Source organism: Prevotella sp. DNF00663 (genome assembly GCF_001553265.1).
Taxonomy (GTDB): Bacteria; Bacteroidota; Bacteroidia; order Bacteroidales; family Bacteroidaceae; genus Prevotella.
The window spans coordinates 32,220-55,926 of sequence record NZ_KQ960662.1; the positions used below are offsets into that span (position 1 = coordinate 32,220).

Sequence of the window (23,707 nt, forward strand, 5' to 3'; positions counted from 1 at the left end):
TGTTAATTCTTATTTTTCCTCTGTCACCGTGGCGTCTCGCTTGGATTTCGATTTCGTAACGAGCCAGACGCCAGTGAAGACGAGGATAACGGCTAAGCCTTGTGACCATTTAAATACGGCGATACCGGCCAAAACACTCACCGAAACCGATACTAACGGTTGCACATAGTTGTAGATACTCACCACCGTAGGGCGCAAAATGCGTTGTCCAATCATCGTTAGTATATAGCTAAAATACGTTCCGAAGAATACCACGAAGCCCACTTCCAACCATGTTTTTGTTGCTATGGCGTTCCAATCGGTTTGCATCACGTGATGACCGGAAAAAGGTAGAATCATGATAGCGGCCCATAAAAACATCCATTTGTTGATGGTGAATACTGAATATCGCTTGATAAGTGGGTTGAACAGGCTCAGATAGAGGGCAAAAGACAACTGTGCCCCCATACAAAGCAGGTCACCTCGGATGTCACCAACCTTGGAACTGGCTGCCGTCATGCTCGTTAAGATTAATATCAGAGCACCAATACACCCCAGTAACACACCTCCCACCTTTTTAGGAGTGATAGGCTCGTGCAGGATAACGAATGAGAGTATCATGGCAAAGATGGGCATTGAGGTGGTCATGATGCTGGCATTGCTGGGCGAAGTGATGCTTAATCCGATGGTGTAGCAGCATTGATTGCACACCAAACCGAACAATCCGGCACCTGCAAACCGCAGGATGTCGCGCAAGGGCACGTGTTCGTATGTCGTAAACAAGGATGTTATCCAAAACAAGATGGCTCCGCCCAATACACGGAAAGATACCAAATCTATTCCATCTATCCCATGTAGCATGGCATCTTTGCCTATCGGGGCCATCAATCCCCAAAATGTGCATGCGCCAAGCATGCTCAGATGGGCAATAAGTGGTTTGTTGTTTGTCATCGCTATAACTATATATTAAAAAGCGTTGCAAAAGTACGAATTTATTAGGAGCCTCTGTCGCGTGATGGAATATTTTTGCTAAATTTGTAGTAAACCAATTATGAGACTGTTATGTCTAAATACGCAGACTACATAGAGCAAATAGAAATCGAGTCATTGTGGAGTGGTGTGAAGCACGTTGTGTGGAATTTGGATCGTCGGGTGAACATCCTTAGTGGTGTGAACGGAGTGGGTAAGAGCACCATCTTGAACAAAGTGCTGAAAGGATTGAGCAGTGGAGGCGAGTTTCCCAGCCATATGCTCAAGGGCGTCAGGCTGAAAGTATCGCCCGTAGATGCCCGTTGGATACGTTATGATGCCATCCGTTCGTTCGATAGACCGCTGTTGAATCTAGACAGTGTGGCCAAGATGGAGGTGTCGCTTGCTACCGAACTCGACTGGCAACTGTTCCAATTGCAGCGTAAGTATCTCGATTATCAAGTGAACATAGGCAATCGTATCATCCAAACCTTGCAGAGCTGTGAACCCAATAGCGCTGAACAGGCGCAAGCATTCTCGGCTCCCAAAAAGCTGTTTCAAGACATGATAGACAGTCTGTATGCCGAAACGGGCAAGACCATCGTGCGTACCGAGAACGAGATACGGTTCTCACAATTGGGTGAAACACTCGTGCCTTACCAACTATCCAGTGGTGAGAAGCAGATATTGTGTATCTTGTTGACTGTCTTAGTGGAAGATAATCAGCCCTATGTACTCTTCATGGACGAGCCGGAAGTGAGTCTCCATTTCGAGTGGCAGAAGCAGTTGATAGACCTAATCCTAAAATTAAACCCCAATATACAGATTATCATGACCACTCATAGTCCTGCCGTCATCATGAACGGATGGATGGAACATGTGACCGAAGTGACCGATATAACCTTGTAAGCCTATGCCTAACCGTCTCAGTGCGAACATTAATTCGCAGTATTTTCGTGCGGCCAACCAGCTTACAGCCAAGCATGCACGCCGCAAGATTGCCGTTTATGTGGAGAGCTACGACGACATTTACTTTTGGCGCACGGTGCTTGGTGACTTCGAAGACGACACACGCTACTTTGAAATTATGCTTCCCTCGCGCGGTAGGCATTTGGAACGCGGCAAGAAGGCGGCCATCTCGAAGTTGCTAGAGGGAGTAGGGAGCGACATGATAGCGTGTGTGGACGCCGATTACGACTATCTGATGCAAGGGGCATCTCCGGCTTCTCAGCAAATGATGGAGAATCCTTACATCTTCCATACCTATGCTTATGCCATCGAAAACCTACAGTGCTATGCGCCATCGCTTCATAATGTGTGTGTGGCGGCAGTACTTAACGACCGGATGCTCTTCGATTTTGAGGCCTATTTAGCTACATATTCAGAGATTATATTCCCTCTCTTTGTTTGGAATATATGGTTTTATCGTAGTACACATTACCACGATTTCACCCTAACTGACCTCAATGCAATTATTGATATTGGTGATTTTCGCCTGCGGAATGTAGAGAGAGGATTGGACAACTTGCGGAAAAAGGTGGGGCGTAAGGCCGAAACTTTCCGCCATGCTTTCCCTGATGCCAAGGAAAGTTACCTACAGGTGAAGAACGACTTGAAGGCTTTGGGTGTCACACCACAGACCACCTATCTTTATATACAGGGGCATCACCTCTTCGATAGAGTTGTGGTTCCAATGCTCAACTCCGTTTGTCATCAGCTTTACAAGGAACGTGAAGACGAGATACGTAGGGAGGCTATCCACAACACACAGTATCGTACGGAGATAGCAGCATACGATGGGAGCACCGGAAACATAGCTGATTTATTGAAGAAGAATACGGGTTACAGGCAGTCGGAGCCTTTCAAGCGTATTCAAAGAGATATAGATGCCTATTTGGAAGGGCTTGTTTCTCACCCATAGCGTTTTACTTGGATTTACTGAAAAGCCCTCGCAGCAATGCTGCGAGGGCTTTTCAGTATTGTTGCCGAGGCTCAACAACGATGTTGCCAAGCCTCGGCAGCAATTTCATATTACTGTACTTGCTTCGGAAGAGCTACTCCTTGGTAAGCTTTGTTGCGCTCTTTACGAAGAATAGTCTGCATATCGAAGAGTGTTTCTGGGTTCTTGTTTGCCAGATTTTGTTGTTCTGATACATCGCTATGTATATTGTATAGCTGTGGCGTAGCAAGGTAACCGCTCTCAGCATCGCCTGCCCATTTGATGATAGGTTGGCCATCGCTCGCTTCGATATACTTCCAATTGTGAGTTCTGATAGACAGTGCGTGGTTGGAAGCTTGCTCTACTACCCAAGGACGACCGACGGTGTCGTCGCCTAAGAAAGTAGACATATAGTTGTGACTATCGGGAGCACTGCCTTGCGGAAGAGTTGCATTGACGAGCGATGCAAGCGAGCCCATCAAGTCGATGTGCGATAATAGTGCTGTAGAAGTCTGATTTCCTTTGATTTTTCCTTGCCAGCTGACGATGAACGGAACGGCTGTTCCACCTTCGAATGTGCTGTACTTGTTACCACGCCAAGGACCTGCTGGACGGTGACCGTTGAGCAATTCCTTCGCTTGGTCTACATATCCGTCGTCAAGAATAGGACCGTTGTCGCTTGTAAGGATGACAATGGTGTTGTCGGTAAGCCCAAGTTTGTCGAGTGTTTGCATGATTTGACCCACCGACCAGTCGAATTCTACGATGGCATCACCGCGTAATCCCATGCCACTCTTGCCGCGGAAACGGGCATTCGGGAACCGAGGAACATGCACGTCGTTGGTTGCAAAGTACATGAAGAAGGGTTCTTTCTGGTGGTTTTGAATGAAATTGATAGCGTGAGAGGTAATAGAGTCGGCAATATTTTCGTCTTTCCAAAGTGCCTTACCACCACCTTTCATATAGCCGATACGGCCGATACCATTCACGATAGACATGTCGTGACCCATGCTAGACTTCAAGTTGTAGAGCAATTCGGGATTGTCTTTGCCTGTGGGTTCGCCCGGAAAGTTTTCCTTATAACTTACGAAAATAGGTGCCGAAGGGTCGTGGTTGACCACCTTTCCGTCCTCGATGAATACGCAGGGAACGCGGTCGGCCGTGGCAGCCATGATGTAGTGATAGTCGAATCCAAGGTCGCCCAGACTCTGGGGAAGCGGCGCATTCCAGTCTTGTGTGCCTGCTTGGTCGCCCAAACCTAGGTGCCATTTGCCGATGGCAGCAGTGCTATAGCCACGGCTTTTGAACATGTCGGCAAGTGTAAATTGGCTAGGATGGATTATCATTCCGGCATTGCCGGCAGCAATATCGGTGTCGGGACGGCGCCAAGCGTATTCGCCTGTCAGCAACGAATAGCGTGAGGGAGTACTGGTAGAAGCGATAGCATGACCGTCGGTGAATCTGATTCCGCAGCCGGCGAGGCGATTGACATTAGGTGTCTTTACGTTTTTGGCACCGTAACATTCCAAGTCTCCGTAGCCCAAATCGTCGGCTACAATGAGTATAACGTTTGGACGTTGAGGGTCTACAGTTTTCTTTCCCCGGTTGTTGGCTGCATTAGCGACTTGCGCTGAAGACGCCAACAACAAGGCACATGATAAATAAGTCCTATTCATTTTTGCTGTTTAGATTATTTGGATTATTGGGTATCTGGGTACAAAGTTAATTAATAAAGTTGATAATGGAATTCTATTGGCGTGAAAAAGATTTTTGATTATATGTTTTTATTTGTGTTTGGATTCTGCTATCTTTGTAGAAAAGAACGATAGGATATGAGAAAGATAAAAACAGGCAAGCCCTTATCGGAACGTGAGGGAGAATCTTTGAACCTATATCTAGACGAGATAGGGAAAGAAAATCTACTGACTGTAGAAGAAGAACAAGAACTTTCTGAGGCTGTAAAAAGCGGTAATCGTCGGGCGCTGGATAAGTTGACGACAGCCAATCTGCGCTTTGTGGTGTCGGTGGCTAAGTATTATCAAGACCAAGGAGTGGGTATAACCGATCTTATCAGCGAAGGAAATCTGGGGCTTATTAAGGCTGCTCAGAACTTCGATGCGTCGCATGGGGTACGCTTTGTGAAGTTTGCTGAACCCTATGTGAGGCGTTCTATTGAGCGGGCTGTAAAGGAACAGTCGGGTATCTATCGTTTACCGGCAGGCGAAAATAGTCCGCAAGATGAGGCCAACAGTCATCCGTTTTCGGTTGATGCACCGCTGGTTGAAGGCAAGCAGATGAGTCTTTTGAGCGTATTGAAGGATGAATCGGCTCCTGAAGCAGACGAACATGTACTCACAGAGTCGCTACGCGAGGCGTTGGTAGAGGCTATGTCGGTGCTCGATGAGCGTGAACGTGTGGTGGTGGAAGCTTGTTTCGGTATTAATAGTACGCATCTGACGATGGCCGAAATTGGTCGTGAGATGGGGTTGAAGCGCGAACGTGTGCGCCAAATTCGCGATAAAGCAGTGCGTAAGATGCTCCGAAATTCTAGTAATAGTCAGTTGAAAAGCTATCTCAAATAACGTTTCAACTGGTAGGCCAAGCGTGGTTCTCCGTTCTCAAGATAGATGATTCCGCAATAGCTGAAACCGTATTTGAGAATGCAACGTTGCATGATGACATTATCGCGGTGGGTATCTATGCGAACGCTATCGGTCTGCGTGAAGCAGTAATCCATGATGGTGCGGAAGACACCATGTACCTGTGGCAGGCTCGCCACGCGGTGTACGACGTGATAATCGGCCGTGTTGTCGAGCCACTTTCCATCTTCTATATAAGTATAGGTGGGGTCGGGGCCGGGAATAAAAGCGAATGTTGCCACGCCAAGTTCCTTTTCGTCTTCCATGATATAGCTGTGATGATGGGTTATATCATGGATGATTTGTTCACGCGAAGGGTGGTTATCGTCCCATTGATGAAGATTTCCGCTGCTTCGCATGATCTTTCTTCCTTCATCAATCAGCGACATTATCGTTTCGAGGTCTTCTTGTTGGGCTTGTCGAATTTTCATTGTCTCCAGAAATTTTTGATTTCGTTGAGATGGGAGAGTGCTATCTCGCGTCCGTGTTCATACACCTGTTGCATCTCGTCGGGATTGTGCGAGATGTGCTCAATGGATAGTTTGGCCGTCGGACGAATCACCAATGCGTGTCCGGATTGCTCTTCACTGGCTACGTATTCCAGCTCCTGATTATACATGAGATGGCGATTGGCACATGCTTCTACGAACTTTGGATAGCGTCGATATTTCCATTTAATGAGCAGCATGAGTTTGTTGGGAGTCTTGATATAGCCTTTGGGTTGCGTTAAAACAACGATATTGCGGTCGTACCCCTTGCTTTGAAAGAATTGCAAAGGGATGGAGTCGGCTAGTCCGCCATCCAGCATTTTGCGGCCATTGAGGCTTACTATGCGTGATACCAAGGGCATGGAAGCCGACGCGCGTATCCATTCGTAGCACTCATAGCCATGTTCTTGCAGCTTACGATACTCTGCTTGGCCGGTCTCAACATCTGTACAAACAGCGTAAAAATCCATCGGGTTGGTATCGAAAGTGTGGGTATCAAAGAGGTCAAGTTGCGTTGGTAATGTGTGATAACAGAATTCTCCGCCGAAAAGATCGCCTGTTTTGAGAAATGAAGTCAAACTGCAATAGCGCTTGTCGTGGGCAAATTGCTTGTTATAACGTATACACCGACCGGGTTGTCTAGACTTGTAATTACAGCCAAAAGCTGCTCCTGCCGACACACCTACAAGTCCGTCGGGCTCTAATCCTTGTTCCATCATCACATCGATGACACCTGCCGAGAACAGTCCTCTCAAAGCACCGCCCTCTAATACCAGTCCCTTTTTCATAGAAGCAAAAGTAGTGAAAATCGCAGAATCATAAAAAATGTAAGCTGAAAAATAAAAAAGTCCCCATTCAAATGACTTTTATCACTGAATGGGGACTTGTATATGATATGCTGATTTACAGCAATTCTTCGATAGCTTTCTCTACATCTGCCATGCTATGTGTCGGTTCAAAGCGTGCAACAACTTCACCCTCTTTGTTCACGAGGAACTTGGTGAAGTTCCATTTGATGTCGCTCTTCTTGTCCCAATCAGCATCAGCTTTAGACAAAATATCCTCCAGAATGGTCTTCAACTCATGTTCATCGAAGCCTGCAAAGCCTTTCTGACTCTTCAACCATGTGTAGAGAGGAGCCTCATTGGCACCATTTACCTCAATCTTTTTGAACTGTGGGAACTTTGTACCAAAGTTTAATTGGCAGAATTGATGGATGTCTTCGTCGCTTCCGGGGGCCTGTTCGCCGAACTGATTGCATGGGAAATTCAAGATTTCCAAGCCTTTACTCTGAAGTTTAGCGTATGTTTTTTCGAGGTCTTCAAGTTGAGGTGTGAAGCCACAAGCGGTTGCTGTGTTCACTACCAACAATACTTTGCCTTTATAATCAGCCAAACTTACTTCGTTACCTTTTCTATCCAATACTTTGAAGTCGTAGATTGTAGCCATCTTTAAAATCTCCTTTATTTTATATGTTTGTGTATAATATGTAATCGTTTATTATCTTTTACGATGCAAATATACGCCGAATAAATCGTTATCGCAAACTTTTTGAGAAGATACTTCTATTGATTAACTCTAATTAACAGTTATCGTTGACGATATAAAAAGCTATTGTTTACTTCAAGACTCTTACTCTTTGCTCAATAGGAAGGAATGTTTTCTCGCCCGGTTCGCCTACTGCTGTGCCGAAAGGTATCTGTGCTCGGAGCGTCCAATTGGCTGGAATGTCGAACTCTTTGGCCACGGCTTCGTCAATCAGCGGATTATAATGCTGCACCGAAGCACCTAGACCGGCATCCTCTAAAGCTGTCCAGATGGTTAATTGGTGCATGGCATTGGTGTGTTCAGACCATATGGGGAAGTTTGGAGCGTATGCTGGGAACTGCTCTTGCAATGCTTTGACTGGCTCTTGGTCTTCATAGAACAAGACCGTGCCGTATCCGCTTTCAAATGAACCATTGATTTTTGCTTCGGTTCCTGCAAATGCTTCGGCCGGTACAATGGCACGTAGGGCGTCTTTGGTAATCTCTCAAAGGCGACGATGCTTATTGCCTAAGAGTGCGACAACGCGTGTTGTCTGGCTGTTGAAAGACGAAGGAACGTGTAAAACCGCGCGTTCGATAAGCTTCTGTATTTCTTCGTCGGAGATGGGAGACTCGTTTTTGAGGGCGTAATAGCTGCGACGACGCTCGATGGCATCCATGAAATTTCTATTCATATTCTTGTTGTTTGTGTTGAATTATATTTGATGCGATAAATATAGGGAATGTATTTTGAAGCATCACAACGATTCTATAGTATTTTTAGATTTTCGGTCTAAAAATACCATAAACATGGCATGAAGGAACAAGAAAAATGAGTTTAGATGAAGAAGAGAGACACACCGACGACTGAGATAACTGCTCCAATGACTCCACGTAGTGTGATGGGCTGATGGAACATATAATAGGTGGGCAGTAATATCATGATAGGTGTGATAGCCATGAGAGTACTAGCGATGCCGGCTGCGGTGTATTGTACCGCCAAGAGAGAAAATCCTACACCGATGAATGGTCCGGATAGTACGGCAATGAGCATCGCAACCATGCCTTTACCATTGTGCATGCTCTGTTTGAACCGTCCACCTTCGCCACGAATCAACAGCCAAATAGAGAATAGGGTGAGTCCGGCGATGCAGCGAATCATATTGGCGCTGAAAGGCAAAAAGACTTCTATGTGTGGCAAAACGTTTATCGGGACGTTGGCTGTGTAATGGTCTAGCCCAATCTTACTGAGTACTAATCCCACGCCTTGTCCTAATCCTGCGCCGATACCATATAGGATTCCTTTGGTAGGAAGAGCGATGGAGAGTCCACGTTTGTTCTGACTTCGACCAAGAATGGAGATAGCTATGCCTGCAAGGGTGACCGTCATAGCGAGCAAAGTACCCCAACTCAGCACCTGCCCTAGTGCCACCCATGCGGCAAGGGCTGTAAACATGGGGGCTAAGGTCATGAATAATTGGCCATAACGTGAGCCTATCGTGAGATAACTATTGTATAAGCACCAGTCTCCAAAGAAATATCCCACGGCTCCGGAGAGCAGCAACCATCCCCAAGTTTGGGCATTGGCGTAAATCGGGAATGGCGTTCCAAGCAGTAGCCAACATAAAAATATGGAGAAGAGGAGTGCCAATGACATACGCCAAACGTTCATGACAAAAATGCCTAATCGCTTGCTTCCTACTTCACTGGATAGGGCTGCGATGGTCCAAGAGAACGCTACTCCAATGGAAATGATTTCACCTAAATATTTCATCATGCGTCTGCAAAATTACATCTTTTATAGCTTATGATGAGAGAAAGAAAGATATTTCTTTTTATCAGTGTCTATATTTTATGGTGATATATGAGCTTTTGGCAATTGACGGAATATGTTTTTTATATGGTAAGCGTAAAAAACAGAGAATGATGACCTTAAGAATTACATCACATTTATTAACTTTGCGCCCGAAAACATCTACTAATAATCATGAAAAACCTTGTATATCCAGCTTTTTTGCAAGGCGTCATAGTGGGTTTGACAAATCATGTATTCGATAAAATATGACAAGCAAAAGACTTCTTTCTCTTGATATCTTGCGTGGCATAACGGTGGCATGCATGATATTTGTGAACAATGGAGCGGGTGGCGACCTCTTTGCTCCGTTGCGACATAGCGTTGTATGGCATGCGAAGGACAGTTTTTCGATTTTGCCCACCTGCGTATCTTTGCCGTGATGCAACGCATTGCGCTCAGTTATGCTGCCGTTAGTTCGTTTGGTCTCACCTCTTTTATATATGGAGGTATTCATTCCGTGGTGTCTAGCGGGTATTGGTCGTCGTTCATTCATTCATCGTTGTTCGTCGCGATGCATGTTGGTTTCGGTTATCCTTTGTATCGTAAGCACATCTTTATCAAGTTGTAGACAGTGCAATATAGAAGTAGTGCCCTGCGATAGCACATCATTTAGAAACTTCAAATAACTTTACTCGTTTTACTGAACAGGCTCGGCAGCATTACTGTCGAGCCTGTTCAGTATCCCTGTTCGGCCGTTGCAGCATTGTTGCCTAGGCTATGCAGGAAAGAGAGAGTGATGAGTTAGGAGTGAGAAGTGATGAGTTTGTGAATGTAAAGAGTGATGAGTTAAGAGCGAGTAGTGAGGAGTTTATGAATATAAGGTTAGAAATTAGGAGTGAGAACTGAGGGGTATTATATACTAGAGAGTTTATACATTGAGTCGAAAAAGGAAAAAGAGTTCATTTATTTGTGAATGTATTCGGAAATAATTATCTTTGTACCAAGATGCTGATAAGCAGAAAAAGTGGAAGTTTATTTTGAAAAAGACTATCTAAAAGAGTTGTACCAGCAGGGAAAAGCTACGGATAAAAAGCATTGTTTTCAGCCAGACATTATCCGTAGATATATTCGTGTGGTAGATACACTGATAGCGCAACCTAACACGATTGCCCTTATGCAATATCGTTCCTTACATTATGAGAAATTGAAAGGAGATAAGGTTGGATTGTCATCTGTAAGAGTAAACGACCAATATCGAATAGAGTTTGAGGAACATATAGTGGATGGGCAGACACTAGCCACGATATGTAATATTGTAGAATTGTCAAATCACTATAAATAGGAAGCCTATGACAGCGAAGAACGAACAGGCGATTCAGAATGTAGCTAACCGTATGGAGCCTTTCGCACCAACTCATCCCGGAGTCGTTTTGAAAGAAGAAATAGAATATCGAGGTATTTCTCAACGCAGAATTGCGAAAGAAATGGGAGTGCTCCCTACACAATTGAATGAGGTGTTGAATGGTAAACGACAACTCACAACAGAGTATGCATTGCTTTTTGAGGCTGTACTCAATATTGCAGCAGAGCCCTTGTTGGAGATGCAAGTGCGCTATAATATGATAATGGCAAAGCGTAATAAGACTTTGACAGATCGCCTTGCCAATATCAGAAAAATTGCAGCTGTGTTATAAATTTAGTATTTTATCCTCTTTATCCCTCTCTTAGGAAGTCGAGACATTCCTTGATTTCCTCGTCGGTAGCAGTTTGATTGATTTTGATATTGCCGATGTCGGAGAGGAGAGTGAAGTTGATGATGCCGGCAGAATTTTTCTTATCGTGGTGCATCAACTCTATTAATTCTGCGTAATCGTCGCACGTGATGGGAAGTATGCCGTAGTTTTCGCGAACGAAAGCTACTGTTTGGCGCATCTTATCTGTAGGGAATGATGCCTTTAGGCAGCTAAGGTAAAGTTCGCAGATGAGTCCGAAAGCTACGGCATAGCCATGTAGTATAGCCGTATGGTCGCCTTGTGTAGAACGGCGTAGCGACCAACTTTCAAAGGCATGTCCGAACGTATGTCCAAGATTGAGGGCTTTACGAATGCCATGTTCGTGCGGGTCTTGTTCGACCACACACTGTTTTACCTTTACCGAGTCGCCCACCATCTGTTTCAATTCCTGCCAATCGGGCTGATCTAAGTTGAAATGGAGCAGTTGTGCCCACATCTTATCGTTGCTGATAAGACTATGTTTAAGCATCTCGGCATAGCCCGAACGGATGTTCATGTCGTCGAGGCTCTTCAGAAAGACGGTATCTAAAATGACGAATCTACTATCGCTGAATACGCCAATCTCGTTTTTCAGTCCATTGAAATTGATACCCGTCTTGCCCCCGACCGACGCGTCGACCATGGCAAGCAGGGTAGTGGGGATGTTGATAAAGTTGATACCGCGCTTAAAGGTAGACGCGGCAAATCCGCCTAAATCGGTCACCATGCCTCCACCCACATTGATGAGGCATGAGTGGCGAGTCGCTCCGTTGCGGCCGAGTTGTTCCCATACATACGCCAACGAGTCGATGTTTTTGTGTGTATCGGTAGCCGGGATGACGATGGGACATGCATCTTTTAGACCCACGAAGTGTTGCAGTATGGGCCAGCAGGTGCGATGGGTAGTCTCATCGAATAAGATAAAGAGCTTGTCGTGCTCGCACTCAGAGATGGCAACAGCCAACTCTTGCTTCAAATGTTGCGAAATGATGATTCTCTGTTCCATAATTGTACTTACGTAGGTGATGTTTATATTCACAAATATAAATCATTCTGCGAATACAAACAAAAAAATATAGTACTTTTTATCGTTTGGGTATTAAACTTATGACAATGTTGCGCGTCTAAGAAATCAGAGAATAAATAGAAGAATAAAGAACGAACAAGTATGAAAAGAACGCTTTGGACCATGTTGTTGTTGCTGGCAACGACTGCATTGTTTGCCCAAAATAGAAATATAACGGGTACACTTACTGATAAAGATACGAAAGAACCACTCGTACAAACCACCATCCAACTGTTGCGACAGAAAGATAGTACGTTTGTGACAGGGGCTATATCCGACGATAATGGTCGGTTTTCGGTGGTAGCACCTGAGGATGGTAACTATCTCGTCAAGATTTCGAGTGTGGGCTATGTATCGGTGTTGAAACCTATCAAGATTGTTAATGGTGCCGACGTAGCATTGGGGTCGATCATCATGAAGGCCGATGCCATTATGTTAAAAGGAACAACTGTCATGGGGCATGCCACTAAAGTGGTGTCTCACGAAGACACCTTTATGTATAATGCCGCGGCCTATCGCACACCCGAAGGGTCGACAATAGAAGAACTTGTGAAGCGTTTGCCGGGTGCAGAGGTAAAGAGCGACGGTACAATAACGGTCAATGGCAAGGAAGTAAAGAAGATATTGATAGACGGAAAGGAGTTTATGACGGGCGATACGAAAACGGCCTTGAAGAATTTGCCTACCTCGATTGTAGACCGAATCAAGGCATACGATCAGAAGAGCGACCTTTCACGCGTTACAGGTATCGACGATGGCGAGGAACAGACGGTACTCGACTTTGGTCTCAAACCGGGTATGCATAAAGGCATGTTTAGTAATATTGACCTCAGTGTAGGTACGAATAGTCGTTATTCTGACAGATTGATGGGTGCCTATTTCAACGATAAATACCGCTTTATGCTCTTTGCCAATGCCAACAATACCAATGATATGGGCTTTCCCGGTGGCGGTGGAAGAGGAAACTTTGGTATGAATAGACAGGGACTGATGGCTACCAAGATGATTGGAGCCAACTTTAATTATGAGAATAAGGGTAAGTTGAAGCTCGATGCCAGCCTGCGTTGGAATCATTCGGATGGCGATGCCAATACACAAACATCCGTCCAAAACTTCATGGCAAAGTCGGGTGCTTATTCAAATACCAACAGTCAAAACTATACGCGCAGCAATAGTTGGGACGGAAGAATGCGGCTGGAATGGACGCCCGACAGCATGACCAATATCATGTTCCGTCCGTCTTTCACCTATTCTACAAACGATGGACGGTCGGTTCAAGCCTCGGCATCATACAATGTCGATCCCTATACGCTCGTTACCAATCCTCTGTCGGCCGAGTCGATAGCTCTGTTGGCTGTTGATAGCCTGATGGTTAACACGCGCAATACAAGTAGTCTGAGTTATGGTAATAATAAAAATATAAATGGGGTGTTGCAATACAATCGACGCTTGGGACATAACGGGCGTAACTTTACACTGCATGTAGCAGGTAATTACGGTTCGAGCGACTCCAAGAATCTGTCGCTTAGCGATGTCCGTCTCTATCAAGTGATGAATGCATTGGGCAATGACTCGACCTATCAAACGTATCGTTGGAATCTCGTACCGACTCGCAATTGGGGGTATAGCGCTGAATTTACCTATAGCGAACCTCTTTGGCGTGCGGTGTTCTTGCAATTCTCTTATCAATTCCAATACAAATATACGAAGAGCGATCGCTCTACTTACGACTTTAGTAGTCTTGGTGGCGGCTTCTTCGGTAATACTCCGCTGTTGTTCAGGGGATGGGATAACTACTTGAGTTTGTTGCCAAACCAGCTCGATAGTTACGAGAATAAGGATTTGAGTCGCTTCTCTGTCTATAAAAACTACATCCATGAGTTCAACTTGATGCTTCGTGTGATTCGTGCAAAGTATAAGTTGAATGTGGGTGTCATGGTACAACCGCAGAATACCAGTTACCAACAAGACTATTTAGGCATACATGTTGACACCACACGCTCAGTGGTTAACGTGACGCCAACATTTGATTTCCGCTATAAATTCAGTAATGTCAGCAATCTTAGAATCAATTATCGAGGTACTACATCGCAGCCATCTATGAGCCAGTTGTTGGATGTTACGGACGACAGCGACCCCTTGAATATCTCGAAAGGTAATCCGGGATTGAAGCCAGCATTTACCAATAACTTCCGCTTCTTTTACAATAATTTCAACGAGAAAAGCCAGCGTGCATTCATGACATTCCTGAATTACAGCAACACACGCAACAGTATTAGTAATATGGTAACGTATGATGAGAAGACCGGTGGGCGTATCGTGCAACCCCAAAATATCAATGGTAACTGGAATATGATGGGTGCTGTGATGTATAATACCCCGATAGATTCGGCCGGATTCTTCAATATGAATACGTTTACCAATGTTGGTTATAATAATTATGTGGGCTATTTGGCTGTGGACAGAACGTCGAACTCGGTCAAGAATACGACACGCTCGCTCTCTTTGGGCGAACGCTTGGAGACCACATATCGCAACGGTTGGTTGGAATTGGGGCTTGATGGTTCGCTCAATTTTACACGCAGTAAGAATCAATTGCAAAGTCTCAACAATCTCAATACGTGGCAATTTGCCTATGGAGGTTCGGTGAATGTGACGCTACCGTGGGGCATGAGTGTGTCTACAGGATTGCACGAGAACAGTCGTCGTGGTTTTAGCGATGCGTCGATGAATACCAATGAACTGGTTTGGAATGCGCAAATATCTCAAGGATTCCTCAAAGGAAAGCCGTTATCTGTTTCATTGCAGTTCTATGATATACTCAATAACCAGAGCAATCTGAGCCGTGCCATCAATGCAACGCAGCGTACCGATACATGGTATAACAGTGTGAACAGCTATGCTATGCTCCATGTAATCTATCGTTTGAATCTCTTTGGTGGTAAGGATGCACGTGTCCGTGGTCGTCGTGGAGGCCCCGATGGTCCGCGCGATGGTGGTCCCAGCCGTCGTCCCGGAGGATTTGGAGGCTTCGGGCACGATAGATTTGGTGGTGGTCCCGGCCGCTTCTAATGTCTATCAATAAGAAAAGCGATACAGCTAAGTGTCTGTATCGCTTTTCTTATATCATTCTTCCGTATGTTCGATAATAATCTTTTCGATAGCTTGTGGGAAGTGTTTTTGCTCTAATAATTGCTCTTTGGCGGCAATATCTTCGGGGGTATCGGTGGGAAGAAGAGGAATCTTGTATTGTGCCAAAATCTCTCCGCCGTCGCAGACATTGCTTACCCAGTGTATCGTCATACCTGTCTCTGTATCTCCGGCAGCCTTCACAGCCTCGTGGACGTGGTGTCCGTACATGCCTTTTCCACCGTATTTAGGCAGTAGGGCAGGGTGGAGATTGACCATTCGATGGTCGTAGGCAGAGATTAAAAACGATGGAATCATGACGAGGAATCCGGCTAATACGATGAAATCTATATGATACTTGCTTAGTAACGGCATCATGATGGCTTCATCATTGAACTTCTCTTTTGGCACTATCTCGGTGGGAATATGATACTTATGGGCACGAATAAGCGCGTAGGCATCGGCCTTGTTGCTGAGTACAAGTGCTACTCGGATGGAGGAATGTCCGCTGAAATAGCGAATGATATTCTCACAGTTGGAACCGTTTCCCGAAGCAAATATTGCTATTTGAACCATCGTCGATATATTTAATTCAATGTGTGTGGAAGCCGATTATTCTTCATCATCCCAGCCTTCATCATCATCGAAGCCGAAGATAGAGGGCTCGACGAATGAGTCGAGAGCCCGACGTTCTTTCTTAGTTGGGCGTCCTGTACCGCGTGCTCTGTCAACAAAGCCACTGATACGACTCATTTCGAGTAGCTCGTATTGCTTGGCTTCGGTTACATTCTCATATACTTGAGGTACGAGTTTGGCACCCACACGATTTTCAATGCATTGGAGTATCTTGAAGGAATAGACGATGGGAGCTTTCTTTACATTAATCGTTTCGCCTACTTTCACCATCCTGCTGGGCTTAACCGTTGTTCCGTTGACTGAAACTCGGCCGTTTTTGCAGGCATCGGCAGCGATGGAGCGTGTCTTAAAGATACGTGCTGCCCATAGCCATTTGTCTATTCTTGCAGTCTCTGCCATGATTATTTCTTTCCTAATTTATTGAATTGGTTCATTGTAATGTCTATGCCGGCGAGTGCAAAGCTTTTGATAATCTCGCAAGCTGTATCAATAGCTGGTTGTAAAGCCTTCATATCTTCATCATCATAATGTCCCAATACCCAGTCTACCTGACCGCCACGAGGGTATTCGTTGCCTATCCCCATACGTAGACGAGCATAGTTTTGTCCTATCAGTTGTTGTATATGGCCCAGTCCGTTGTGGCCTCCATTGCTTCCATTTCCTTTTAGTCGGAAAGCTCCAAGAGGCAGTGCCACGTCGTCACTGATGACAAGTAAGCGGCTTTGGTCGATATTCTCTTTGGTAAGCCAATATCTAACGGCGTTGCCACTAAGATTCATAAACGTAGTAGGCTTGAGCAGAATAATCTTTCGTCCTTTGATAGAAGTCTCGGCTACAAAGCCATATCGCTTATCTTCAAAAACAATATTGGACGCTTTAGCGAAAGCGTCCAATACCATAAATCCTGTGTTGTGTCGGGTATTCTGGTATTCGTCACCGGGATTACCCAACCCACATATCAAATATTTGTCCATTGATTATGCATCAGCATCACTAGCTGCGTTATCAGCAGAAGCTGCAGCCATGCTTGCCTGACGTGTCATCTTGATTGAACAAACGATCACTTCCTTGCTTGTAGCAATGTCGATACCCTCGAAAGAAAGATCACCTACCTTGATGCTCTTACCGATTTTCAAAGCTGTAACATCTACGTCGAGATGCTCAGGAATCTGCATATAAGGAGCTGTTACATTGATCTTACGGATAGAAAGGTTCATACGTCCACCGTCGCGAACACCTTGTGCCAAACCAACCAACTTAACAGGAATACCGATAGTGATGGGTTTCTGCTCATTAATCTCGTAGAAGTCTACGTGTAGAGGAGCATCTGTTACGGGGTGGAATTGAATCTCTTTCAATACAGCGGTGTGAATATCGCCCTCAATGTCCAACTTGATTACATAGATGTGAGGTGTGTAGATAATCTTACGGAGTTCGCTGAAAGATACTTGGAAAGCAAAAGCCTCGGGAGCACCGTTGCCATCTTTCTTCTCACCATACAAGTTACAAGGAATGAATCCTTCCTTACGGAGTTGCTTAGAAGCTTTCTTTCCAAGGTCTGTACGCTTCTTACCTGATACGTTAATCTCTTTCATAATTGTGTTACTCTAAATTAAGTTTGAATTAAATAAGATTGCCTTAATTCGCCATTACACGAGATGCGCTTTGCGAAAAAGCTTGGCAAAGTTAATACATTTCTTTCGATTGGACAAAAAAACAATTAAAAAACTCAGTTTTACAAGCCCATGTTTGCGTGTTCAAAGGATTTTAATTACATTTGCATCAATAACAACTCGAACATAAGACAACCAAAATTATTAGAGAATGATTAATCGGGAACTTATAAGAATTAAGATAGTTCAGTTAACCTACGCATACTATCAAAACGGGAACAAGAATATTGATACTGCTGAAAAAGAACTTTTTTTCAGTTTGTCCAAAGCTTATGACTTGTATAACTTCCTGCTCGAGCTCATTGTGGCTATTACGCGTGAGGAGCGACATCGTGTAGATATTGCCACACAAAGGGCTCAACGAGAGGGTACGGAAGCTCCTTCTGCTAAGTTCGCTTATAATCAATTCGCCGTGCAACTGGAAGAAAACAAGATGTTGGAAGAGTTCGTTGAAACTCAAAAGCAGACTTGGGAGGAGGATATAGAGTTTGTTCGTAAGTTCTGTAACCTCATCGAGCAGAGCGCTATCTATCAAGAATACATGGAGAGTGGGGATGATTCGTATGAGAACGACCGCGAAGTTTGGCGAAAACTATACAAAACTCTCTTTCTTGACAATGCCGAGTTGGATGCTCTCTTAGAAGAAAAGAGTTTGTATTGGAATGATGATAAAGAGGTAGTAGATACCTTCGTGTTGAAGACTATCAAGCGTTTTGACCCCAAAAACAAGAGCAAACAAGAACTCTTACCGGAATATAAAGATGAGGAAGATAAGGACTTTGCTCGCAAATTGTTCCGTGCCACAATTCTCAATGCAGCCCAATATCAGCGTTACATGAGTGATGCCAGTCGCAATTGGGACTTCTCTCGTTTGGCGTATATGGACGTTGTGATTATGCAGATAGCCATTGCCGAGATGCTCACATTCCCCAATATACCGGTGAGTGTGACCATTAACGAGTATGTAGACCTTGCAAAACTCTACAGCACTTATCGTAGCGGCGGTTATATCAATGGTATGTTGGATACCATAGCCCGCTATCTCATCAATTCAGGTCACATGTTGAAAACCATTGAAGAGCCTCGCGACAAGCGTCAGGCAGAGCATATCTCTCGCATGGAGCGTCAAAGTGAGCAGCAAGAAGAGATAGAGGAAGAAACAAAGGAGTAGAATAACAATAACTAAAAATACTAACGAAAATGAATTCAATCGTTCTAGCTGCACAAGCAGCTCAAGGAGGTGGCGGCATGGGTATGCTCGTCATGATGGTAGCAATCTTTGCTATTATGTGGTTTTTCATGATTCGTCCACAGCAGAAGAAGCAGAAGGAGACTCGCAATTTTCAAAATTCTCTGCAAGAAGGGACAGCCGTTGTCATCGGTGGTGGCATCTATGGAACCGTTAAGCGTGTAGATATTGAGAAGCATACTGTTGACGTTGAGGTTGCTCGTGGAGTGGTTCTCACTGTCGATAAGACCGGTGTTTTCGCCGATGTAACAGCTGTTACTCCCAACGCATAAACCAATTTATGTTAAAAGCCATAGGGCATATATACAAAAAGATCAGAAACTTCCTGTTCAGTTTGGTGAATAGGGAGTTTCTGGTTTTTTTGTTTTTCTTCGCATTAAGCGGTAGCTTTTGGCTTTTAACATCGTTGAACGAAACTTACGAGGCTGAGATAGCAGTGCCGGTGAGGCTTGTTGGTGTACCGCGTAATGTGATTATCACCAGCGAAATGACCGATACTATCCGTCTGACGGTTCGTGATAAAGGCTTTACCATAGCCACTTATCAACATTCAGACCGTATTCGTCCGCTTGTATTCAACTTCTCTACCTATGCCAATACAGCTACTGGTAAAGGGACGATTACTTCGACTGATTTGCAAAAGCAGCTGTATCCAATGTTGTATGGTTCCACACGAATGACCTCATTGAAGCCCGATAGGCTCTCTTACTTCTTCAATTATGGAGAGTCAAAGAAGGTTCCTGTGAGGCTGTACGGCAATGTTAAGGCCGGAAAGAGTTATTATTTGGCTCAGACACGTTTCTGGCCTGAATACGTAACAGTCTATGCCGGTCGCCATATATTGGATAGTATCCAATCGGTTTACACCGTACCTATTACGCATACCAATCTTCAAGACACCCTGATAGAGCGTGTAGCTTTGCGCCATATACAAGGGGCTAAGTGCATTCCGGCGGTTGTGAAGGTAGGCTTCTATCCCGATATTCTGACCGAAGAGACGGTATCTGTGCCGATAGAAGCAATCAATATGCCGGCCGGAAAGATATTGCGTATGTTCCCATCTCGTGTGAATGTCGTCTTTACTGTGGGGGCAAGCATGTTCCGTAGAATTGAACCGGAACAGTTCAGGGTTGTTGCCGACTACAATGATATAGCCGGTCAGTATACCGACAGATGCCCGCTTCAACTACGCGTCTATCCACATGATGTGCGTGGAGCGAAGTTGGAGATTTCCCAGATTGATTATCTCATCGAACAGCAGTAATTCTTTCATCATGAAACAGCGTCTCAAAGTTGCCATTACGGGCGGCATGGGTAGCGGTAAAAGCTATGTGTGCAAGTTGCTGGGTGAGCTGGGTATCCGAGTCTACGATTGCGATGAAGCGGCTAAACGACTCATGCGCACATCGCCGGAATTACAACATGAGTTGCAAAAACTGGTGGGAGAGGATGTCTATAAAAACGGAGTTTTGCAGAAGTCGGTATTGACTGCATACCTCATGCAGACCGATACCAACCGCGAAGCCATCAACAATGTGGTGCATCCTACTGTGGCTCGCGACTTTGAAGCGTCGGATTTTGATTGGTTGGAGAGTGCTATTCTCTTTGATAGTGGTTTCTATCGTCGCGTACATTTCGACCGTGTGGTCTGTGTTTCGGCACCGCTCGAAGTGCGTATAAGTCGCATCATGCAACGCGATAGACTTACTAGGGAGCAGGCTCTCGACTGGATTCACCGACAACTGCCGCAAGAAGAGGTGGTCGAACGCTCCGATTTCGAGATTATCAACGATGGTGTGGCAGATTTAAAACAACAAATTAATCGAATTATCAAACAATTATAATACATTATTCAAATGGAAACAATTCTTTCTATAGCAGGTAAACCGGGACTTTATCGTCTGGTATCACGTGGTAATATGAATCTTATCGTAGAGGCGCTTGATGCCACTCGCAAGCGTATGCCGGCTTTTGCCACCGACCGTGTGACAAGTCTTGGCGATATAGCCATGTACACCGATGCCGACGACGTGCCATTGTGGCAAGTACTTGAGAACTTAGGTAAGAAGGAAAACGGCAAACCTGCTTCTCTTAACTACAAGAAAGCGAAGAGCGAAGAACTGCGTAGTTTCTTCGCAGAGGTGTTGCCTAACTTCGACCAAGACCGCGTACACGACAGCGATATTAAAAAGTTGATTCAGTGGTACGATATTCTTGTGAACAATGGTATCACCAATTTTAAAGAAACTCTTGCTCCTACTGAGGGCGACAATGTAGATGAACGCAAAGACCAACAGCCTGCCGAATAAGTCGGTTGATAGCTAAACAGCATATAGAAGAGACGTCTTTGAAAGATGTCTCTTCTATTTCAATCTATATACAACAATCAATGGACAAGCGATATGTCCATTGATTCTTTGTTTTCTCCTTATGTTTAAAAATCAATTCTGGTTTCATCTTCTCGGTATCCTTATTGTTCTTATCTGGGGAACCACGTTTGTTAATTCCAAAGTATTGTTGCTTCATGGGCTTCAGGCACACGAAATATTTGTCATTCGCTTTGTGCTGGCCTATATCTGTATATGGTTTATCTCGCCTAGAAAGTTGTTGGCCGATTCTTGGCGCGACGAACTTTACTTCTTGGTGTTGGGTATGACGGGTGGTTCGTTGTATTTTATTACCGAGAATACAGCCGTCAGAATTGATTATGTCAACAATGTTTCGTTCATTGTTTGTACTGCACCGCTGCTTACTACCATCCTTGCTATTCTCTTTATCAAGGATGTGAAAGCCACGCGCCCGCTCATTACAGGCTCTATCTTGGCACTTGTAGGAGTGGCATTGGTGGTCTTCAACGGACAGTTTGTGCTGAAACTCAATCCGCTAGGCGACCTTTTAGCGTCGAGTGCTGCTCTCTGTTGGGCAATATATAGCATTCAAATGCGTAGCATCACACGTCGTTACGGTTCGGTATTCATCACTCGTAAGGTGTTTTTCTATGGTGTTCTGACGTCCATACCTATCTTTATAGTCAAGCCGTGGCATTTTCCTATGAGCGGATTTTGGGCTTATCCAGTGTGGACAAACCTTGTATTTCTCGGTATCATAGCTTCCTTTGCCTGCTTCGCTTTGTGGACAGTGGTGAATAAGCGTATTGGAGCATTGTCGGCATCCAACTATATTTATTTGAATCCTATATCTACTGTGGTGGCCAGTGCGTTGTTTCTTGACGAACCCATGACATTGATTGCCTATGTTGGGTCGGCTCTTATATTATTAGGTGTATACGTTTCTAATAAATAAACTCTTCACTCCTCACTCCTCACTCCTCACTTCTCTATGCACTGCAGTGCCTTTGCAGTATTGCTGTTCGGGCTTTTCAGCATTGCTGCAAGGCCGAGACAGTCTTATTGCCGGGCTGTTGCAGCAAAGTGAGTATGTAAGTTGATGAGGCTAAAAGTTTGTGAGTTTGAAATGAAGATTGGACGCTTTATGGTCTCATACTGTTAGATATGCCTATTCACCGATACTTCGTCCCACGGTATAACCGGTGGTCCAAGCTGCTTGAAGATTGAATCCGCCCGTCACGGCATCAATATCCAGCACCTCGCCAGCAAAGAAAAGGTGGGGACAAATCTTACTTTCTAGTGTGTTCAAGTTGACGTTGCTCAGCGCGATACCGCCACATGTGACGAACTCTTCTTTGAAAGCACCCTTGCCATTGATGTCGTAATGATCGTTGACAAGCGTCTCTACGAGTTTGTTTAATCCCTTTTTACCCATCTCGCCCCATTTCTTTTCTACGCTCAGTCCGGCTCTCTCAATGATGAATTGCCACAACCTTGAAGGCAATTGGAAGGGTGTAATGGTACTCAATTGCTTCTGTGCATGCTGGCAAGCAAGCTCGGTAAGCAGTGTTTGCACGTCGCTGTTGTTGGTGCATCCGGTCCAGTTCACTGCGATAGGTACTTGGTATTGATGTTCGGCCAAGTGTCGAGCGGCATGCGATGAGAGCTTAAGAATGGCCGGACCGCTCATTCCCCAGTGTGTAATCAGTAGTGAACCGCTCGACCGGAACTTTGTTCCCGGCATTTGGACGATGGTGTTGGTCACCACCGTTCCCATGAGTTGGCGGAGCGATTTGTCGTTTATGTTAAAGGTGAAGAGCGATGGTACGGGAGATTCTATTTGATGTCCCAAGGCCGATAGATATTCTAATCCTTTGCCACGGGGTGCTCCGCCGGTGGTAATGGCTATCCGGTCGAATGCCATTTGCTTGTCGGTAAGTGTCAAAAGCCATTGGTCATGGGGCTGTTGTATGATGCCTTTTACCTCATGACGGGGCAAAATGCGGACGCCCAGTCTATGTGCTTCGTTCACTAGACAATCAATGATGCTTTGCGAATCTTGTGATTGTGGGAACACGCAGTGGTCGTCCTGTATTACCAGTCGCACTCCATGGGCTTCGAACCATTCGTAGCTGTTGCGCTCATTAAAGCTCTTGAACAAGCGTTTCATGAGTTTGTGACCGCGCGGATAGACCTGTTTCAAGTCGGTAACACCTTCGAAAGAGTTGGTGAGATTGCAGCGTCCACCGCCCGATACGCCCACTTTGGCCAGCACTTTGTTGGCTTTCTCTAAGATGTATACATCGGTTTCGGGATGTAGACTCTTTACAGTGATGGCGGCAAAGAAGCCGGCTGCCCCTCCACCTATGATGGCTATCTTCATTGTCATTGTTCGTTTAATATAGGTTACAAATATACTATATTTTTTCAATACATCTTGTCCATTTGTTTGGCACTTCCCTTAAAAAGGGCTAACTTCGCGTTGTAATCAACCAACAT

The 23,707-nt window shown here is 45.0% G+C and carries 25 protein-coding genes and 2 pseudogenes; 14 read left to right on the top strand and 13 right to left on the bottom strand.

The window, feature by feature from the left end; translation table 11 throughout:
* Positions 1-9: 9 nt before the first annotated feature.
* Positions 10-930 carry a DMT family transporter gene (locus HMPREF3034_RS10945; protein ID WP_036897489.1) on the bottom strand — a complete coding sequence of 307 codons (921 nt, stop codon included), beginning with the start codon at positions 928-930 and terminating at the stop codon, positions 10-12.
* 111 nt (positions 931-1,041) lie between these two features.
* On the opposite strand from HMPREF3034_RS10945, the gene HMPREF3034_RS10950 reads away from it, so the two are divergent.
* Together HMPREF3034_RS10950 and HMPREF3034_RS10955 are read left to right on the top strand one after the other, a co-directional pair.
* The gene (locus tag HMPREF3034_RS10950; RefSeq protein ID WP_062435576.1) at positions 1,042-1,857 is read left to right on the top strand and encodes an AAA family ATPase; all 816 of its coding nucleotides are present in this window, start codon (positions 1,042-1,044) and stop codon (positions 1,855-1,857) included.
* 4 nt (positions 1,858-1,861) lie between these two features.
* Entirely contained in the window at positions 1,862-2,869 is a 1,008-nt protein-coding gene (locus tag HMPREF3034_RS10955) for a DUF4435 domain-containing protein (RefSeq protein WP_036897493.1), read from the top strand.
* Positions 2,870-2,979: 110 nt separating this feature from the next.
* Here the strand turns inward: HMPREF3034_RS10955 and HMPREF3034_RS10960 are convergent, their stop codons facing one another.
* Positions 2,980-4,563 carry a sulfatase family protein gene (locus tag HMPREF3034_RS10960; protein ID WP_062435578.1) on the bottom strand — a complete coding sequence of 528 codons (1,584 nt, stop codon included), beginning with the start codon at positions 4,561-4,563 and terminating at the stop codon, positions 2,980-2,982.
* Between the two features lie 156 nt (positions 4,564-4,719).
* Between HMPREF3034_RS10960 and HMPREF3034_RS10965 the strand changes: the two genes are divergently transcribed.
* The gene (locus tag HMPREF3034_RS10965; RefSeq protein WP_036897498.1) at positions 4,720-5,469 is read left to right on the top strand and encodes a sigma-70 family RNA polymerase sigma factor; all 750 of its coding nucleotides are present in this window, start codon (positions 4,720-4,722) and stop codon (positions 5,467-5,469) included.
* Here the strand turns inward: HMPREF3034_RS10965 and HMPREF3034_RS10970 are convergent.
* The 5 genes and pseudogenes from HMPREF3034_RS10970 to HMPREF3034_RS10990 all read right to left on the bottom strand — a co-directional run bounded on the left by HMPREF3034_RS10970 (position 5,457) and on the right by HMPREF3034_RS10990 (position 9,314).
* The gene (locus HMPREF3034_RS10970) at positions 5,457-5,957 is read right to left on the bottom strand and encodes a GNAT family acetyltransferase (RefSeq protein WP_062435582.1); all 501 of its coding nucleotides are present in this window, start codon (positions 5,955-5,957) and stop codon (positions 5,457-5,459) included. The genes HMPREF3034_RS10965 and HMPREF3034_RS10970 overlap by 13 nt on opposite strands.
* Entirely contained in the window at positions 5,954-6,802 is an 849-nt protein-coding gene (locus tag HMPREF3034_RS10975) for a patatin-like phospholipase family protein (RefSeq protein ID WP_062435584.1), read from the bottom strand. Before HMPREF3034_RS10975 ends, HMPREF3034_RS10970 begins: the two co-directional genes overlap by 4 nt.
* Before the next feature lie 115 nt (positions 6,803-6,917).
* Entirely contained in the window at positions 6,918-7,463 is a 546-nt protein-coding gene (locus HMPREF3034_RS10980; RefSeq protein ID WP_036897506.1) for a glutathione peroxidase, read from the bottom strand.
* A gap of 169 nt (positions 7,464-7,632) precedes the next feature.
* Positions 7,633-8,235 (bottom strand): annotated as a pseudogene (locus HMPREF3034_RS10985) (nitroreductase family protein).
* A 143-nt stretch (positions 8,236-8,378) separates the two neighbouring features.
* Complete coding sequence (locus HMPREF3034_RS10990; RefSeq protein WP_036897520.1) at positions 8,379-9,314, bottom strand: DMT family transporter; 936 nt, start codon at positions 9,312-9,314, stop codon at positions 8,379-8,381.
* Between the two features lie 287 nt (positions 9,315-9,601).
* Between HMPREF3034_RS10990 and HMPREF3034_RS13055 the strand changes: the two are divergent.
* The 4 genes and pseudogenes from HMPREF3034_RS13055 to HMPREF3034_RS11005 all read left to right on the top strand — a co-directional run.
* Positions 9,602-9,718, top strand: a pseudogene (locus HMPREF3034_RS13055) (DUF5009 domain-containing protein); the annotation flags it as partial.
* Positions 9,719-9,720: 2 nt separating this feature from the next.
* Complete coding sequence (locus HMPREF3034_RS12710) at positions 9,721-9,963, top strand: hypothetical protein (protein ID WP_062435588.1); 243 nt, start codon at positions 9,721-9,723, stop codon at positions 9,961-9,963.
* Positions 9,964-10,359: 396 nt separating this feature from the next.
* Positions 10,360-10,677 carry a type II toxin-antitoxin system RelE/ParE family toxin gene (locus HMPREF3034_RS11000; RefSeq protein WP_036896895.1) on the top strand — a complete coding sequence of 106 codons (318 nt, stop codon included), beginning with the start codon at positions 10,360-10,362 and terminating at the stop codon, positions 10,675-10,677.
* Between the two features lie 7 nt (positions 10,678-10,684).
* The gene (locus tag HMPREF3034_RS11005; protein WP_036896897.1) at positions 10,685-11,029 is read left to right on the top strand and encodes a HigA family addiction module antitoxin; all 345 of its coding nucleotides are present in this window, start codon (positions 10,685-10,687) and stop codon (positions 11,027-11,029) included.
* 19 nt (positions 11,030-11,048) lie between these two features.
* On the opposite strand, the gene aroB is transcribed toward HMPREF3034_RS11005, so the two are convergent.
* Positions 11,049-12,113: a 3-dehydroquinate synthase gene (gene aroB, locus HMPREF3034_RS11010; protein WP_062435591.1), complete on the bottom strand. Its 1,065-nt coding sequence runs from the start codon at positions 12,111-12,113 to the stop codon at positions 11,049-11,051.
* A 162-nt stretch (positions 12,114-12,275) separates the two neighbouring features.
* Between aroB and HMPREF3034_RS11015 the strand changes: the two genes are divergently transcribed.
* Positions 12,276-15,245 carry a TonB-dependent receptor gene (locus tag HMPREF3034_RS11015; protein ID WP_062435594.1) on the top strand — a complete coding sequence of 990 codons (2,970 nt, stop codon included), beginning with the start codon at positions 12,276-12,278 and terminating at the stop codon, positions 15,243-15,245.
* Between the two features lie 54 nt (positions 15,246-15,299).
* On the opposite strand, the gene HMPREF3034_RS11020 is transcribed toward HMPREF3034_RS11015, so the two are convergent.
* The 4 genes from HMPREF3034_RS11020 to HMPREF3034_RS11035 are packed head-to-tail and all read right to left on the bottom strand — an operon-like array spanning position 15,300 to position 17,533.
* Positions 15,300-15,878 carry a phosphoribosylglycinamide formyltransferase gene (locus HMPREF3034_RS11020; protein WP_036896904.1) on the bottom strand — a complete coding sequence of 193 codons (579 nt, stop codon included), beginning with the start codon at positions 15,876-15,878 and terminating at the stop codon, positions 15,300-15,302.
* A 36-nt stretch (positions 15,879-15,914) separates the two neighbouring features.
* Entirely contained in the window at positions 15,915-16,337 is a 423-nt protein-coding gene (locus HMPREF3034_RS11025; RefSeq protein ID WP_036896906.1) for an RNA-binding S4 domain-containing protein, read from the bottom strand.
* A 2-nt stretch (positions 16,338-16,339) separates the two neighbouring features.
* On the bottom strand, positions 16,340-16,912 hold the full coding sequence (pth, locus tag HMPREF3034_RS11030) for an aminoacyl-tRNA hydrolase (RefSeq protein WP_036896909.1): 573 nt from the start codon (positions 16,910-16,912) through the stop codon (positions 16,340-16,342).
* Positions 16,913-16,915: 3 nt separating this feature from the next.
* The gene (locus tag HMPREF3034_RS11035) at positions 16,916-17,533 is read right to left on the bottom strand and encodes a 50S ribosomal protein L25/general stress protein Ctc (protein ID WP_036896912.1); all 618 of its coding nucleotides are present in this window, start codon (positions 17,531-17,533) and stop codon (positions 16,916-16,918) included.
* Positions 17,534-17,762: 229 nt separating this feature from the next.
* Between HMPREF3034_RS11035 and nusB the strand changes: the two genes are divergently transcribed.
* The 6 genes from nusB (at position 17,763) to HMPREF3034_RS11065 (ending at position 22,163) form a co-directional block, all read left to right on the top strand.
* Positions 17,763-18,782 carry a transcription antitermination factor NusB gene (gene nusB, locus HMPREF3034_RS11040; RefSeq protein WP_036896914.1) on the top strand — a complete coding sequence of 340 codons (1,020 nt, stop codon included), beginning with the start codon at positions 17,763-17,765 and terminating at the stop codon, positions 18,780-18,782.
* Positions 18,783-18,811: 29 nt separating this feature from the next.
* Positions 18,812-19,132, top strand: a complete 321-nt coding sequence (gene yajC, locus HMPREF3034_RS11045) for a preprotein translocase subunit YajC (protein ID WP_036896917.1) — start codon at positions 18,812-18,814, stop codon at positions 19,130-19,132.
* Between the two features lie 134 nt (positions 19,133-19,266).
* Positions 19,267-20,124: a YbbR-like domain-containing protein gene (locus HMPREF3034_RS11050; RefSeq protein WP_369796379.1), complete on the top strand. Its 858-nt coding sequence runs from the start codon at positions 19,267-19,269 to the stop codon at positions 20,122-20,124.
* 10 nt (positions 20,125-20,134) lie between these two features.
* Entirely contained in the window at positions 20,135-20,704 is a 570-nt protein-coding gene (gene coaE / locus HMPREF3034_RS11055; RefSeq protein WP_062435600.1) for a dephospho-CoA kinase, read from the top strand.
* A 12-nt stretch (positions 20,705-20,716) separates the two neighbouring features.
* On the top strand, positions 20,717-21,169 hold the full coding sequence (locus tag HMPREF3034_RS11060) for a DUF5606 family protein (protein ID WP_036896926.1): 453 nt from the start codon (positions 20,717-20,719) through the stop codon (positions 21,167-21,169).
* A 121-nt stretch (positions 21,170-21,290) separates the two neighbouring features.
* Positions 21,291-22,163, top strand: coding sequence for a DMT family transporter (locus HMPREF3034_RS11065; RefSeq protein ID WP_062435603.1), 873 nt, complete (start codon positions 21,291-21,293; stop codon positions 22,161-22,163).
* Between the two features lie 213 nt (positions 22,164-22,376).
* Here the strand turns inward: HMPREF3034_RS11065 and HMPREF3034_RS11070 are convergent, their stop codons facing one another.
* Positions 22,377-23,591, bottom strand: coding sequence for a BaiN/RdsA family NAD(P)/FAD-dependent oxidoreductase (locus tag HMPREF3034_RS11070; RefSeq protein WP_036896932.1), 1,215 nt, complete (start codon positions 23,589-23,591; stop codon positions 22,377-22,379).
* Positions 23,592-23,707 lie beyond the last annotated feature (116 nt).